The sequence below is a fragment of the Rhodococcus sp. BUPNP1 genome (genome assembly GCF_002215235.1).
In the GTDB taxonomy this organism is placed as follows: domain Bacteria; phylum Actinomycetota; class Actinomycetes; order Mycobacteriales; family Mycobacteriaceae; genus Rhodococcus.
This window is the reverse complement of record NZ_NERM01000012.1, coordinates 116,182-131,075: the sequence shown is the minus strand read 5'-3', so window position 1 is coordinate 131,075 and position 14,894 is coordinate 116,182. Positions and strand designations below refer to the sequence as shown.

Here is a 14,894-nt window from a genome sequence, read left to right as displayed (position 1 = left end):
CTTCCATCGGTGAGAATATCTATCTCGATACCAAGAATCCCATTCTTACACGACCGAAGAGCAATTGGAACATCTACATCCGAAAGGCGCAGACATGAAGGCCGAAGACCTCTTCCACCTCGGGATCGTCACCGACGACCCGCGCGCCGCCCGGGACGAACTCTCGACGTTGCTCGGCTACCAGTGGGGACCGCAGGTGGGCGGAGCCGTCGACGTGACGCTGCCGGACGGCGGCCGGAGCGTCGATCTGCAATGCTCCTATTCGGTCACCGAACCGCGGATCGAGATCGTCTCGGCGGTGCCCGACGCACCCCTGTGGGCCGCGACCTCCGGTATCCACCACCTCGGCTACTGGTCGGACGACGTCGAGTCGGACTGCTGTCTTCTCGAGAAGGAAGGATTCGTCGTCGAGGCCACCCGCGCGCTGCCGGACGGCGGTATGTTCTTCGCATTCGCCCGCAGCCGACGGGGCGTACTCGTCGAACTCGTCACCCGCACCGCCGAATCCGGACTCTCACGGTGCTGGGCGGCATCCTGATGATCCGAAAGGACTGCATGTCATGACCACGGTGGGGATCGCGACCGGAGCCGGTCGCGGAATGGGATACGCGTGCGCGCAACGCATGATCGGCACGGTCGACACCGTGCTGCTCGTCGACCTGGACGCCGACACCGTCCGCGCCACCGCCGACGAGTTGAACGGTGATCGGACACGGGTCGAACCGTTCGTCCTCGACGTCACCGACGTCGACGGGCTCGAACGACTGGCTGCGCGCGTGACGGAACTCGGGACCCTGCGATCGGTCACACACGCCGCGGGCATCTCGCCGACCATGGCCGACTGGCGACGGATCTTCGCCGTCGACCTGGTCGGAACCGCACGGCTCGCCCGGGCGCTCCGTCCACTCGCGACCGCGGGCACCGCGTCGGTCTACTTCGCCTCGATGGCACCGAACATCGGGCGGATGCAGCCGTCACCGGAAGAGATCGCCGTGCTCGCGGATCCGCTCGCCGAGGACTTCCTCGACCGTCTCCGGGAGGTCGTGGGGGAGGCGATCGAACATCCCGGCGTCGCCTATGCATGGGCGAAATACGGTGTGCAGCAGTTCGCACGCGACGAAGCCGTGCGGCTCGGGGCGGTCGGTGCCCGCGCATGCTCCGTGTCGCCGGGCATCATCGACACTCCCCAGGGCCGGCAGGAAGCGGACCACAACGAGTCGATGGGCGAGATGGTACGGGCGACGCCGCTCGGCCGCACGGGCCGTGCCGAGGAACTCGCCGCCGTCGTTGCATTCCTGTTGTCCGACGAGGCGAGCTTCGTCAACGGCACCGACGTGCTCGTCGACGGCGGTGTGGTCGCCTCGCTCGCCGCGCGCGCGGTGAGTTCGGTGTGACGCCACCGCTGCGGGTCGGGATCCACTACGGCGGAACGGAGGATTCCGTACCGCCGGTGGATCTCGCGCGGGCTGCGGAGGAGCGGGGTCTCGACTCGATCTTCGTTCCCGAACATTCGCACATCCCCTCTGTGCGCCGCACGCCGTTCCCGGGCGGCGGGGAGGTCCCCGAGCGCTATTTCGGACTGTGGGATCCCCTGGTGAGCCTGTCGTTCGTCGCGGCATCGACGGGCCTGACCGTGGGGACGTGCACGGCACTTCCGGGCGGGCACGACCCTATCTCGTACGCGAAGGCCGTAGCGACCCTCGACGTCCTGTCCGGAGGTCGTCTCGTACTCGGTGTCGGATTCGGCTGGAACGACGACGAATTCGAGGACCACGGCTTCGATCCGCACGACAAGTACGCAGTCGTCGAGGAGAAGATCGCCCTGATGAAGGCGTTGTGGACCGAGGACGAAGCGGCATACGAGGGGAACCACGTCCGCTTGTCGCCGAGCCGGGTGCACCCGAAACCTGTGCAGCACCCGCATCCTCCCGTGCTGTTGGGGTGTCGAGCCGGCCGGATCGGGTTCCGCCGGATCGCGCGATGGGCCGACGGATGGATCCCGATGGGACACAACGTCGTGGACAGGATCGAGGACGACCTGGAACTGCTCGCCGAGGAGTGGGAGCGGGTGGGCCGGGATCCCGCGGACATCCGGGTCACCGTCCTGCAGGCACCCCGCCCGGATCTCGCCGACGTTCTCGACCGGTTCCGGGGGATGCCCGTCGAACGTGTGGTCGTGGACGTCCCGACCGCCGGCGAGGACGTGGTGCTCCCGGCGCTCGAGGAGATCGCCCGGGCCGCGCAGTAGTCCGAGCGTGATCGGTCACGGCCGTAGGCCGCGCAGGAACAGGTCCACGACGGCCCGCACATGCGCGTCCACGTCCTCCGCCTCGCGCACGATCCCGAACGAGGCCAGACGCGCGGGACCACCCGATGCCATGGCCAGGAACAACTCGGCGAGCGTGTCGGGGTCGTCGGCGACGATGCTCCCCGTCGCGGCGTGCCTGCGGAGCAGATCCGCGACCTGTTTCCTGCGCGGCCAGTAACCGGGGCCGAGAGCCTTGCGGGCGATGTCCGGATAGCGCGAGGCGTAGGCGATGGCGACCTGCTGGAGTTTGATCATCGACGGGTCGAGGGCGCGCCGGACGGCGGCCTCCGCGATGGCGGTCAGTGAGTCCCCGAGATCGTCGTAGTCGGGGATCTCCGGTTCGGGTGCGGGCCAGTCGGTGCGCTGCATGGCCCAGCCGAGGACGTACCGGAAGACGTCCTCCTTGGTCGGGAAACGCGCGTAGAGCGACGGTTTCGTGGTGCCGGCCGCCGCGGCGATGGCGTTCATCGTCGTGCCTTCGTAACCGTTCTCGAGGAACAGTCGGAGGGCGGACTCGCGTACCGCGTCGTCGAGCCGGCTCGCTTCCTCCCTGGTGGGGCGTCCACCACGGCGTCGTGTGTCCTGCTCGCTGCGGATCGGGGTCATGAGGGAAGTGTGCCAAATCGATTCGGGTCTGGACACAAAACTTTCCCCGTGGGTATGGTTGCAGCAATTCTTTATCTATACCTCCAAGTCAAGTTATCGACGTTCCGCATCCAGAGGGCCGGAGGACACCAGATGACAGAAACAACCCTGCAGAAAGACGTCGTCGCGACGCTGAACGCGTACTTCCAAGAGCAGCGCGACCGGGTCCCCGTGCTCGCGCAGCGCGCCGCCGACCAGGGCATCGAGGAGATCCGTTCACGCGAGGACATGATCCCTCTGCTCTTCCCTCACACCACCTACAAGAGCTATCCCGACATGCTCATCGCCAAGGGCCGGTGGGAGCAGATGAACCGCTGGCTCGGTTCCCTGTCGAGCCGCCCGGTCGACGACGTCGACGTCTCCGGGGTCGCCGACGTCGACGACTGGATCGCCGCCCTCGAGAAGGCCGGCCACATGGTGTCGAGTTCGAGCGGGACCAGCGGCAAGGGCTCCTTCCTCAACAAGTCCCAGCGTGATCTCGAGGTCAACAAGCAGAACCTGCTCGACTGCTTCACCGCGCTCGGACTGCCGCCGGAGAAGCGCTGGCACGTCATCCCGGTCGGCCCCGAGACCGGCCAGACGCAGCACAACGGTGTCCGCGACCTGATCATCCGCGAGTTCTCCCGCCCGGACGCCCTTCCGCTGTTCGAGGGGGCGCCCGCCGAGGGCTTCCACCGCTACATGGCCAAGTTGTCGGCCATGCGCCGGGCGATGGCCGACGGCACCGCCGCCCCCGACGACATCGCACGCTTCGAGGCCGAATCCGCCGAGCGCGCCGCCCAGCAGGATCGGCGACTGCACCACTTCGCCGACGAGATCATCGCGCACAGGTCCGAGGACATCCTCTTCAGTTCCCAGTTCCCGCAACTGTTCCGGCTCTGCGAGATCCTGCGGGAGAAGGGCGTCCGCGACGGCGACATCACCGGCAACAACGCGCTCACCAGCGGCGGCGGACTGAAGGGCACGAACCTTCCCGCCGACTACCAGGAACAGATCTACCGGCTCCTCAACATCGTGCCGGAGCGCTTCCTGCACTACTACTCGATGCAGGAACTCAACAACCGCATGTTCAAGTGCCCCGAGGAGGGCCGCTACCACGTGCCGGACGAGATCGTGCTGTTCGTCCTCACCAAGGACGGAAGCGCCCTCGCCGAACCCGACGGCGCCATCGTCGAGGGACGCGCGGCCTTCGTCGACACCACCGTCGACGGCCGGTGGGGCGGAACGATCTCCGGCGACCGGATCACCGTCGATCTCGGAACGTGCCCGTGCGGCCGGCCCGGCGAGACCGTGCTGCCGAACATCGTCCGCTACTCCGATCTCGGCGACGACGACAAGATCACCTGTGCCGGAACGATGGACGCCTACGTCCGCGGACTCTCGGGAGAGTGAGCCATGACCACCACCGCACCGGCCCGTACCCGCATCAAAGTCCCGCACTTCGTCCGCGGCGAGATCGTCTGGGGTGAGGACAGCGAATACCTCTCCCGCGACTTCGGCGTCCCCTTCGTCACGCCGAAACTCGAATACAACGCTCTGTTCGCGCCGCGCTCGGAGGTCGGGCCGGCATTCGACGTGCCGATCTCCGAGATCATCGACTTCCTCGTCGAGACCGCGCAGTACCTGACCCTGGAGAAGAACGAATACCTCCAGGAATCCCTCGAGATGACCGTCCAGGTGAGCGCCCTGCCGCGCCGCATCATCGAGAACACCTTCGCGCGGCCCGGTCAGTTCCTCACCCGGCAGGCCCTCGAATACCGGCTCGAACGCACCTTCGGCGGCCTCGACGTGCTCGACGGCTGGGCCGAGCGCACCGACCCGAACGGCAACGTCAGCCGCGTCCGAGCTTTCCCGCCGCGCCTGGTCCACATGATGGCCGGGAACTCGCCGAGCGCCGCGATGACGACCATCGCCGACGCCGCACTCACCAAGGGCGTCAACCTGTTCAAGGTGCCCTCGGCCGATCCGTTCACCACCGTGGCGGTGCTGCGCACCATGGCCGACATCGCCCCCGACCATCCGGTACTGCGGTCGATGTCCGCCGTGTACTGGCGGGGCGGCGACGAGAAGGTCGAGAACATCCTCTACCGCTCCCAGTACTTCGACAAGCTCGTCGCGTGGGGTGGTGGCTCGGCCATCGAGAACGCCGCGCGCTATGCCGGACCGGGTTTCCAGCTGATCTCCTTCGATCCCAAGGTGTCGATGTCGATCGTCGGCCGCGAGGCCTTCGAATCCGAGGAGACCCTGCGCGAGGTCGCCGAACTGGCGGCCCTCGATGCGACGATCTTCAACCAGGACGCGTGCCTGGCGGCGCGGCACATCTGCGTCGAGGGTGACGACGACCGGATCGACCGGTTCTGTGCCCTGTTGCACGAACGACTCGGCGTGGACCGCGACTTCGCCGAGGCGGTCGGACCGAAGCCCGACGCCGAGATCCGCGACGCCGTCGAGGGAATGCGCTTCCTCGAACCGGATTACAAGGTGTGGGGCAAGCCCGACGGCAGCGGCCTCGTGGTGCGCTCGCCGGAGATGGTCGACTTCCACCCGACCAACAAGACCGTCAACGTCCTGCCGATCTCGACGCTCGACGAGGCCGCCACCTACGCCACCGTGGCCACCCAGACCGTCGGTGTCTACCCGTTCCACCGCAAGGCGGAGATCCGCGACCGGCTCGCCACCGCCGGCGTGCAGCGCATCGTCCGACTGGGCAGCGCGCTGAAGGGCAGCATGGGCAGCCCGCACGACGGCATGTACCCGCTGCACCGCTTCGTCAACTGGGTGGTGGACGACGATGCCTGACGGAATCATGGGGCAACGCGTGCTCGGCTCGTCCGGTATCCGCGTGAGCGAATTGTGCCTCGGTGCAATGACCTTCGGCACCGAATGGGGCTTCGGTGCCGACGAGACCGAATCCCGCACGGTCTACGACGAATACCGCGCGGCCGGAGGCAACTTCGTCGACACCGCGAACAACTACACGAACGGGGCGAGCGAGGAGATGCTCGGCCGGTTCATTGCCTCCGAACGCGACGCGATGGTGGTGAGCACCAAGTACACGCTCCCCACCGACCCGCGCGACGTCAACTCCGGTGGCAGCAACCGGAAGAGTCTGCGCCGGAGTGTGGAGACGAGCCTGCGACGGCTCGGCACCGACTATCTCGACGTGCTCTGGGTCCACGCGTGGGACCGCTGCACGCCGGAAGCCGAAACTCTGCGTGCGCTCGACGATCTCGTCCGGGCGGGCACGGTGCTCGCGATCGGGATCTCCAACACCCCGGCGTGGGTGATCTCCCGGTCGAACGCCATCGCCGAGCTGCGTGGCTGGACGTCGTTCTGTGCATTGCAGGTCGAGTACTCCCTCCTGGCCCGTACACCCGAGCGCGAACTGCTGCCGATGGCAGAGCATCTCGGACTTCCGGTGTATGCGTGGAGTCCGCTCGCGCGGGGCGCGCTGGCCCGCGACCACACGGACGAATCCCTGGCCGCCCTCACTCTCCGGATGCAACGCATCGTGAAGGTGACCCGGGAGATCGCCGACGAACTCGGCACGTCCAGCGCCCGGGTGGCTCTCGCCTGGGTGCGTCGACAGGGACTGCTGCTGTCGGTCGGTGCCCGCACGGCCGAACAGCTCCGCGACAATCTCGGAGCGTTGTCCCTGCAGTTGAGCGACGACCAGCTGGCGCGGCTGGAGGAGGCCTCGGCGATCTCGGCCGGATATCCGCACGATTTCCTGAGCCAACGCCGGGCCATGTTCGAACCGGACGCCTTGCCGTCGATGACCGGTGCTCTCCAGAGCACCGGCGGGAGGTGACATCGTGGAGACACTCGATCATTGGATCGACGGGGCATCGACGGCACCGTCCGGCGGCGACTACCTCGACGTCACCGATCCCGCGACCGGACGTCCCGTCCGGCGTATCGCCCGGGGCAATGCCATCGACGTCGGTGCGGCCGTGCGCGCCGCCTCCGCAGCCGGACCGCAGTGGTTGCGGATCCCCGCACTCGACCGTGGCCGTCTGCTCGTCGACCTCGCACGCGCGATCCGGGCCGACGCACCGAGGCTCGCCGCACTCGAGGTCAGCGAGACCGGGAAACCCGAGAAGGTCGCGCTGGCCGAGGTGGAGAACTCGGCGACCTACTTCGAGTTCTACGGCGGTCTCGTGGGCATGCCCGTGGGGGAGACCCTCGACATCGCTCCCGACCAGCACGTCTACACGGTGCGGGAGCCCTACGGGGTGATCGGCGTGGTCACTCCGTGGAACCTGCCGCTCAACCAGTCGGCGCGGGCGTGCGCACCGGCGCTCGCGGCGGGGAACACCGTGGTGCTCAAGCCGTCCGAGAACACTTCGGCATCGAGCGTGCGCCTCGCGGAACTCGCGAGTGCGGTGGGCTTCCCACCCGGCGTCCTCGGCGTCGTGCTGGGCACCGGTGGGGAGGCCGGTGCCGCTCTCGTCCACCACCCCGAGGTGGCCAAGGTGGCCTTCACCGGATCGGTGCCGACAGGGCGGGTCATCGGCGGGATCGCCGCCGACCGGATCGTGCCCGTCACCCTCGAACTCGGGGGCAAGTCGGCGAACATCGTGTTCGCCGATGCGGATCTCGATGCTGCCGTGGCCGGTGCGGTGCAGGCGTTCACCGCCAACGCCGGCCAGGTGTGCTCGGCCGGGACGCGACTGCTCGTGCAGCGGGAGGTGCACGACGAGGTCGTCCGACGGGTCGTCGACCGCGTGTCGGAACTGCGCGTCGGCGTCGACATCGGTCCGATCATCACCCGGGCCCAGTTCGAGAAGGTGCAGCAGTACTTCGGGATCGTCGAGGCGGAGGGTGTGCGCCTCGAGACGGGCGGAAAGGTCTCCGCCGTGGCCGAGGAGACCGGTGGCTTCTTCGTCGAGCCCACCGTCTACACCGGGGTGGACAACTCGATGCGGATCGCGCGGGAGGAGATCTTCGGACCGGTACTCGTCGTCGTCCCCTTCGACACCGCCGACGACGCGGTGGAGATCGCGAACGACTCCGAATACGGACTCGTCGCCGGGGTGTGGACCCGCGACGTCTCCCGCGCACTCGCCGTGAGCGGGCGCCTGCGCACCGGGCAGGTGTTCGTCAACACCTGGTCCACCGGCTCCGTGCAGACCCCCTTCGGGGGATGGAAGAACAGTGGCTACGGACGCGAGAAGGGCGTCGAGGCGCTGCACCACTACGGTCAGGTCAAATGCGTGACCGTCAAGCTCGATTCGTCGCGGATGTGAAAGGGCAACGATGACAACACAGGTCGCGCTCGACGACACCGTGCAGGCGGCACACCGAACGGTCCTCGACTCCGGGCTCGCGGTACGCCGCGAGGTCCTCGGCGACGAGTACGTCGACGCCGCGCTGTCGCGCAACGCCGGCACCGACGGTGAGGGACTGCAGGAGTACGTCAGCGAATTCGTCTGGGGCGGCGTGTGGACCCGAGAGGGTCTCGAACGCCGCGACCGGTCGCTCGTGACCATCTCGCTCCTGATCGCCCTCGGTCAGCACAACGAACTCGCCACCCACGTCCGTACCGGAATCCGGAACGGATTGTCGCGCAAGGAGATCTCCGAGACGGTCGTCCACGCGACGGCGTATGTCGGATGCCCCGCGGGCATCGCCGCGATGAGCGTCGTGCAGCAGGTCCTCGTCGAGGAACTCGGCCCGCTGCAGGCCGACGAGACGACGGAGGAGGACGCATGAGCGACCGGAGTGCGCCGGTGACCCTCGCGGCCGTGGGCCATATCGGTCTCGGCGCGATGGGACGCCCCATCGCCCGGAACTTCGTCCGCGGCGGCCGGAGCCTGATCGTGCGCGACGCCGATCCCGCCGCCCAGCAGCAGTTCGTCGACGAGCACCCCACCGCGGTCGGTGCCGGTGGCACCGAGGACTTCGCCGACTGCGATGTCGTCGTCCTGATGCTGCCCACGAGCGACATCGTCGACTCCGTCGTGCTGTCCGAGGGCGGTCTGCTGCAACACCTGCGACCGGGTTCGGTCATCGTCGACATGGGCTCGAGCGTGCCGACCCGCACGCAACGCCTCGCTGAGATCGCAGCGGAGAAGGGGGTGCGCCTCGTCGACGCCCCCGTGAGCGGTGGTGTCGCGCGCGCCGAGCAGGGCACCCTCGCCGTGATGGCCGGTGGCGACGCCGCCGTGGTCGACGGGGTGACTCCGCTGCTGCAGGAGACGGGCAGCGAGATCATCCGGATCGGACCCGTCGGATCGGGTCATGCAGCCAAGGCGCTGAACAATCTCCTCGCGGCGAACAACGTGCTCGTCGCGGCAGAAGCCCTGCTGGTGGGGAAGAAGTTCGGGATCGACCCGGCGACCCTGCTCTCGGTCTTCAACGCCGGCAGCGGCCGCAACCAGGCCACCGAGACGAAGTACGAGAAGTTCGTGCTCTCACGCACGTTCGATTCGGGGTTCGCGGCGGCGCTGATGCGCAAGGACGTCGGGATCGCACTCGACCTCGCCCACGACCAGGGGATCAGTCCCGTGCTCGGGGAAGCGATCGGGCAGGTGTGGAACGCCGCCGTCGAGGCACTGGAGCCGGGTGTGGACCAGATGGCGGTGGTGCGCCATCTCGAGCAGGTCCACGGGGTCTCGCTGGACGGCACGTAGAGCGCCGACATGCGAGACGTGCGGACAGATACACCTTTGCTGAAGGCGGGTATCTGTCCGCACGTGCCGCGGATCTCCGATTACCGCAGCACGGTGCCACCGTCCACGTTGACCACCTGGCCGTTGATCCACGAGCCGTCGTCGGACATCAGGTAGGCGACCATGCTCGAGATGTCCGCGGCCTCACCGAGTCGGGTGCTGCGCGTGCGCGCGAGCATGCCGGCCAGCAGTTCCGGTGCCGCTCCGTTCCGGATCTCGTCGGTGAGGATCAGTCCCGGGGTCACCGCGTTGGCCCGGATACCCTCCCGGCCCCATCGTGACGCGACGTGCCGTGCGAGCGCATTGATGCCCGCCTTCGTCGCCGAATAGGCCGGACGTTGCGGGTCGCCGGTGAACGAGGCGATGGACGAGGTGTAGACGATCGCGCCGCCACCGCGCTCGAGCAGCTTCGGGACACTGTGGCGGGTGACGAGCATGTGGCCGCGCAGATTCACAGCGACCGTGCGGTCCCAGATCTCGAGGTCGATGTCGACGACGTCGGTGTCCTTCGTGACGGCCCCCATGTCGCCGGCATTGATGTGGACGGCGTCGAGCCCGCCGTACATTTCGACCGCCTTCGCGACGAGCGCCCGCACGGAGTCGTCGTCCGAGATGTCGAACTCGACCGCGACGGCAGTGCCGCCGGTCTCCGTGATGGACGCGGCGGTGCTCTGTGCCCCGGCGTGGTTGAGGTCGCCGACGACCACCCGGGCACCCTCGCGGGCGAGGCGGCGGGCGGAATCGGCGCCGAGACCCGTTGCGGCACCGGCTACCAGCACGATCTTGTCCTTCAGACCTTCCATGGAATGCCCTTTCGCTTCGACGGGATGCCCCGAGGTGAGCGTTTGCGTATCCCGGGGGACGGAAACTCGGTGTACACCAGGTGCATCTGTCCGCACCGGTGTGCAAACGCGGGAGGCGACGGTGCGGACGGCGTCCCGTGCAGTGGAGCAGGACCACCACCCGGGACGCCTCGCCGGACCGCCTCTACCGGGTGTGTGCGTCGATGGCCGTGTCGAGGACCCCGAGGTCTCCTCCGAGCTCCGACACGGCGGCGCGCACCACCGCCACGTCCTTGGTGAGGAATTCACCCACGGCACTGCGGAATTCCGACACCGATCCGCGCATCGCGATGTTCCCCATGACCTTGCACGACGAACTGCCGTGGGGGAGGGCGGAGAACAGCGCCGCCTCGTCGACCCCGAGCTGCCGGCCCAGTTCGGCCGCTTCGGCGAGCAGACCGATCTCGGCGGCGAACAGGGCGTTGTTGACCAGCTTCACCTTCTGTCCGCCGCCGGGCGCGCCGACGTGCAGGACGGGATCGCCGTAGCTCTTCAGCACGGGCGTCACGGCAGCGACGGCTTCGTCCGCTCCACCGAGGAACAGCGTCAGGGCACCGGCGGCGATGTCGTGCGGGGCACCGCTCACGGCGGCGTCGATCACCGCGACCCCGAACGGCTCGGCCGCGGAGGCCAGGGTCTCCACGGTGCGCGGGCTGATCGTGGTGTGGACGACGAGGGTCGACCCCTTCGGCATACGCTCCAGCACGCCGTCGTCGAGGCACACCTGGCGTACCTGCTCGTCGGTGAACACGCAGACGACGACGAGCTCGGCGTCGGTGCCGACAGCGGTGATGTCGCCGACCGCGGTCGCGCCGGTCTTCTCCACGGCCGCCCGGGCGTCGTCGTGCCGCGCGAGCACGTGCACGTCGTGTCCGTCGGCCACCAGACGCTCGACCATCGGCAGCCCCATACGTCCGGCGCCGACGAAGTGCACGCGGCTCATCGCGGGTGTCCCATCTGCTCGAGGCTCGCATCGGCGGTGGGGAAGGTGATGCCCTCCGTGGCCCCGGCCGCTGCGGCCAGACCGGCCACGAGGCTCACGTCCTTCTTCAACAACTCGCCGGCGTGGCCGCCGATCCGGGTGAGGCTGCCCCCGGCGGACACGACGCGTTCGAGCGCGAAGCTGTTCGCCGAGCCGTGGGAGACGACCTCACCGAGGCGGGCGGGATCGACGCCGAGTTCCGCGCCGAGCGCCAGGGTGTTCTCGGCGAGCGCCAGGTTCGCCGTGAACAACAGGTTGTTGAGGAGCTTGGCGACCAGGCCCGCTCCGATGTCCCCGAGGTGCACCACCGGATCGCCGTAGGTGGAGAACACCGGACGGCACCGTTCCGCGACGTCGCTCTCACCACCGACCATGACGAGCAAAGTGCCTGCGGCAGCGCCCATTCCGCCACCGCTGACCGGGGCGTCGACGAGCGACACGCCGCGTTCGCGTGCGGCCGCGGCGAGTTCGCGGCAGGTGTCCGGATGAATGGTGCTGTGCACCGCGATGATGCCGCCCTCGTTCATGCCTTCGAGGACACCGTTCTCACCGGTGATCACCTGGCGCACGTCGTCGTCGTTCACCACGCACAGGCAGACGAGGTCGCTGACCGCGCCGAGCTCGGCGGGTGACTCCGCGTACTTCGCCGCCGTATCGGCATAGGGGGCAAGCGACTCCGGTCGGCGAGCCCAGAGCGTCGTCTCGTATCCCGACTCGACGATCCGGCGGGCCATCGGCCCACCCTGGCTTCCGAGTCCGATGAATCCGACACGCATCACAGTGCCTCCGATCGGGGGTGGGATGTCATTGGGCCGGTGCCTCCTGGTGCGCGATGCACTCGTCGACGAATGCGAACACCGTCCGGTGGTAGGCCGGCCCGGCGAAACCGATGCTGAGATTGTGTCCACCGCCCGGATGGAGATGCAGGGTCACGCCCGGCGCCGCCGTGAACATCGCAGCGACGTCCTCGAGCGCATGCGGATCGTTGCGCCAGACCTTCTCGTGCTCGGCGGCGGTGAAGTGCACGGGCACGCGGACCTGCGCGGCGAGGGCGGGGAAGTCGACGGTCGGCCAGCCGGCCGTCACGTCGGCCTCGTAGTCGGGTGTGCGTGCGGCGATCACGGCGCCACCGACGATGTCGGGCGGGTACAACTCGGCGGGTGTCCACAGCAGTTCGCCGACCCCGCGAGCGTTCGCGTACCGTTCGCGCGTGCCGAGAATCCCTGCGGCGAGGGCGTGGTGTTCGCGACCCGTGCCGGACAGCTCGATGCCGAGTACCTCGTCGTGCCGGTTCTCGACGGCCATGCGCGTCGTCAGCTCGCTTCCGACCGAGTGCCCCCACAGGAACAGGCCGGCGCCACGGGGTGCCGTGCCGAGCAGCGCGTCGACGGCGCGGTAGGCCAGGTCGACGCGACGCTCGGGGTCGCCGAGCTCGTCGCGGTGCGGCCGCGACTCGCCGTAGCCGGGACGATCCGGGGCGATCACGGTGAAACCGTACGTGACGGCCTCGCGCATCATCGACAGTTCGGGATGACCGGGACAGTCCCAGTAGGCCGCGCGGGCGGCACCGCCGTGCAGTGCCACGATCACGGCGCGCGGTTCGGGTGCCTCGGCGACCAGCGCCGACATCGGGATGCCCTCGACATCGACGACGCGGGCTACGGGTGAGACGTCTCCCGCGTCGTCGACGTGAGCCTCCTCGATCGGTGAGGACTGTGTGCGGACGGTACTCATGCGTCGCTCCGCAGCAGCATCGCGCTGCCGGGTGTGAGCCCGCCACTGCTGACCACGGCCACGCGGGCGTCGCGCACTTGGCGGTCTCCTGCCGTGCCGCGCAGCTGCGTGACCGCTTCGTGTACGAGACCCATGCCGTGAGTGCGTCCGTGCGAGAGCTGGCCGCCGTGGGTGTTGAGGGGGAGGATGCCGTCGCGTGCGATGTTCTTCCCGCCGTCGAGGAAGTCCTTCGCTTCCCCGATCTTGCAGAAGCCGAGCGCCTCGATCCACGACAGGGCGTTGAAGGTGAAGCCGTCGTAGAGCTGGGCGACGTCGACGTCCTCCGGCCGCAGCGACGTGCGGGTCCACAGGTGCGCGGCCGGGCCGAGGACCTGCGGTTCGTGGGTGAGGGTGCTCTGGTCCCATTCGATGCGTTCGACGATCTGCGTTCCCACCGCCTCGACGCGAATGGCGGGCTTGGCGAGGTCGGCGACGGTGTCGACGGCCGAAACGATGACGGCGACCGCACCGTCGCACGGCACGTCGCAGTCGTAGAGACCGAAGGGAGTGGTGACGAGACGTGCCGAAAGATAGTCGTCCATCGTCATCGGGTCGCGGTAGATGGCGGTGGGATTGATCGCGGCGTTGGCCCGCTGATTCAGTGCGATCCAGCCGAGGGTTTCGCGACTCGCGCCGTAGCGATGGAAGTAGCGTTGCGCGTTCTGCGCGAGAGTGTGGGCGGCGGAGGTGCCGCCGAAAGGCACCATCCAGCTGGGCGTGCGTCCGCCGGGCGGACTGATGTCGCCGGCCTTGACGTATTCGCCGTAGGTGGATTCCCACAGCGTGCGGTAGCAGAGCACGTGGCGGGCGAGCCCGGCGGAAACCGCGAGCATCGCAGCGATCACCGACCCACTGGGGCCGGGTGTTTCGAGGCCACCGTTGAACCAGGTCGGTCGTAGGCCGAGTGCGGCTTCGACGGCACCGATACCGCCCTCGCCGAAACCGACGACGGGGCCGGCCCCGGGGTAGGTGGACAGTCCGTCGATGTCGTCGAGCGTCAACCCTGCATCGGCGACGGCACGTTCGCATGCCTGCACGGTCAGTTCGATGGGGTCGACCATCAACCTGCGACCCAGGTCGGACGCGCCGATACCGGTGATCGCGACCTTGTCCTCGAACTTGTCCTGCGTCGCGGGCGGGCGGATATGGAAGCGGATCTGTTCGGGTTCGATCTCGTCCACCGGCAGCGGGGCAGGCTCTCCCTGCTCCGCCGTCGGACGGAAGAGCGGAAGCCACACGTCGCCGTCCTGGTGGAAGACGACCTCCATGCGCATGCCCAGTACGAGCTCGTCGGGCTCGCATTCGATCGCGTTCGTCGTCAGGTGCACCCGAGGATCGTCCTCGAGTGCGACCTGCGCGATGACGAACGGAGGAGGAAGGCCGGGCAACCCGAAACGGTGGTTGACCGTGAACCCGATGAGTGTCGCGAAGCCGGAGACGACGCGCACTCCCATCTGCCGACCCCGGCAGTAACGGCAGATCGGTTGCGGAGGATGGATGAGAGCCGAGCACGACTCGCATTCGCGGATCCGCAACCGGCCGTCTTCACCGGATTTCCAGAAGAACTTGTTCTGAGGCGTCAGCTGGGGCAGGGGACGTCCGGATCTCTTCGTCGCCCCGTCCCGGTTTTCACGATCGACCACCGTCGAGTTAGCCAATTGTGCCGGTTT

The 14,894-nt window shown here is 68.2% G+C and carries 15 protein-coding genes; 9 read left to right on the top strand and 6 right to left on the bottom strand.

Annotated features, from left to right (window positions below; translation table 11 throughout):
* The first annotated feature begins 94 nt into the window (after positions 1 to 94).
* Genes B9C99_RS14375 through B9C99_RS14365 form a run of 3 tightly spaced genes read left to right on the top strand, consistent with a single transcriptional unit; the run spans position 95 to position 2,248 of the window.
* Positions 95 to 538, top strand: a complete 444-nt coding sequence (locus B9C99_RS14375) for a VOC family protein (RefSeq protein WP_016692297.1) — start codon at positions 95 to 97, stop codon at positions 536 to 538.
* Positions 539 to 560: 22 nt separating this feature from the next.
* A complete protein-coding gene (locus B9C99_RS14370; protein WP_088898343.1) occupies positions 561 to 1,394 on the top strand; it encodes an SDR family oxidoreductase in 834 nt (277 codons plus the stop codon).
* Positions 1,391 to 2,248 carry a TIGR03619 family F420-dependent LLM class oxidoreductase gene (locus tag B9C99_RS14365; protein WP_172414960.1) on the top strand — a complete coding sequence of 286 codons (858 nt, stop codon included), beginning with the start codon at positions 1,391 to 1,393 and terminating at the stop codon, positions 2,246 to 2,248. The genes B9C99_RS14370 and B9C99_RS14365 overlap by 4 nt, the downstream gene beginning before the upstream one ends.
* Before the next feature lie 15 nt (positions 2,249 to 2,263).
* Here the strand turns inward: B9C99_RS14365 and B9C99_RS14360 are convergent, their stop codons facing one another.
* Positions 2,264 to 2,914 (bottom strand): TetR/AcrR family transcriptional regulator, encoded by a 651-nt coding sequence (locus B9C99_RS14360; protein WP_088898341.1) that lies wholly within the window; start codon positions 2,912 to 2,914, stop codon positions 2,264 to 2,266.
* A 132-nt stretch (positions 2,915 to 3,046) separates the two neighbouring features.
* Between B9C99_RS14360 and B9C99_RS14355 the strand changes: the two genes are divergently transcribed.
* Genes B9C99_RS14355 through B9C99_RS14330 form a run of 6 tightly spaced genes read left to right on the top strand, consistent with a single transcriptional unit; the run spans position 3,047 to position 9,588 of the window.
* A complete protein-coding gene (locus B9C99_RS14355; RefSeq protein WP_088898340.1) occupies positions 3,047 to 4,345 on the top strand; it encodes a hypothetical protein in 1,299 nt (432 codons plus the stop codon).
* Positions 4,346 to 4,348: 3 nt separating this feature from the next.
* Positions 4,349 to 5,752, top strand: a complete 1,404-nt coding sequence (locus B9C99_RS14350) for an acyl-CoA reductase (protein WP_088898339.1) — start codon at positions 4,349 to 4,351, stop codon at positions 5,750 to 5,752.
* Complete coding sequence (locus B9C99_RS14345) at positions 5,745 to 6,764, top strand: aldo/keto reductase (RefSeq protein ID WP_253250078.1); 1,020 nt, start codon at positions 5,745 to 5,747, stop codon at positions 6,762 to 6,764. The genes B9C99_RS14350 and B9C99_RS14345 overlap by 8 nt, the downstream gene beginning before the upstream one ends.
* Before the next feature lie 4 nt (positions 6,765 to 6,768).
* Entirely contained in the window at positions 6,769 to 8,202 is a 1,434-nt protein-coding gene (locus tag B9C99_RS14340; protein ID WP_172414959.1) for an aldehyde dehydrogenase family protein, read from the top strand.
* A 10-nt stretch (positions 8,203 to 8,212) separates the two neighbouring features.
* On the top strand, positions 8,213 to 8,668 hold the full coding sequence (locus tag B9C99_RS14335) for a carboxymuconolactone decarboxylase family protein (protein ID WP_088898336.1): 456 nt from the start codon (positions 8,213 to 8,215) through the stop codon (positions 8,666 to 8,668).
* Entirely contained in the window at positions 8,665 to 9,588 is a 924-nt protein-coding gene (locus B9C99_RS14330; RefSeq protein ID WP_172414958.1) for an NAD(P)-dependent oxidoreductase, read from the top strand. Before B9C99_RS14335 ends, B9C99_RS14330 begins: the two co-directional genes overlap by 4 nt.
* Positions 9,589 to 9,668: 80 nt before the next feature.
* On the opposite strand, the gene B9C99_RS14325 is transcribed toward B9C99_RS14330, so the two are convergent.
* From B9C99_RS14325 to B9C99_RS14305, 5 genes are all read right to left on the bottom strand, one after another.
* On the bottom strand, positions 9,669 to 10,430 hold the full coding sequence (locus B9C99_RS14325; protein ID WP_088898334.1) for an SDR family NAD(P)-dependent oxidoreductase: 762 nt from the start codon (positions 10,428 to 10,430) through the stop codon (positions 9,669 to 9,671).
* 184 nt (positions 10,431 to 10,614) lie between these two features.
* Positions 10,615 to 11,412, bottom strand: coding sequence for an NAD(P)-dependent oxidoreductase (locus B9C99_RS14320; RefSeq protein WP_088898333.1), 798 nt, complete (start codon positions 11,410 to 11,412; stop codon positions 10,615 to 10,617).
* Positions 11,409 to 12,227 (bottom strand): NAD(P)-dependent oxidoreductase, encoded by an 819-nt coding sequence (locus B9C99_RS14315; protein WP_088898332.1) that lies wholly within the window; start codon positions 12,225 to 12,227, stop codon positions 11,409 to 11,411. The genes B9C99_RS14320 and B9C99_RS14315 overlap by 4 nt, the downstream gene beginning before the upstream one ends.
* 28 nt (positions 12,228 to 12,255) lie before the next feature.
* Positions 12,256 to 13,185, bottom strand: coding sequence for an alpha/beta hydrolase (locus tag B9C99_RS14310; RefSeq protein WP_088898331.1), 930 nt, complete (start codon positions 13,183 to 13,185; stop codon positions 12,256 to 12,258).
* Positions 13,182 to 14,867, bottom strand: coding sequence for an OB-fold domain-containing protein (locus tag B9C99_RS14305; RefSeq protein WP_088898330.1), 1,686 nt, complete (start codon positions 14,865 to 14,867; stop codon positions 13,182 to 13,184). The genes B9C99_RS14310 and B9C99_RS14305 overlap by 4 nt, the downstream gene beginning before the upstream one ends.
* Positions 14,868 to 14,894 lie beyond the last annotated feature (27 nt).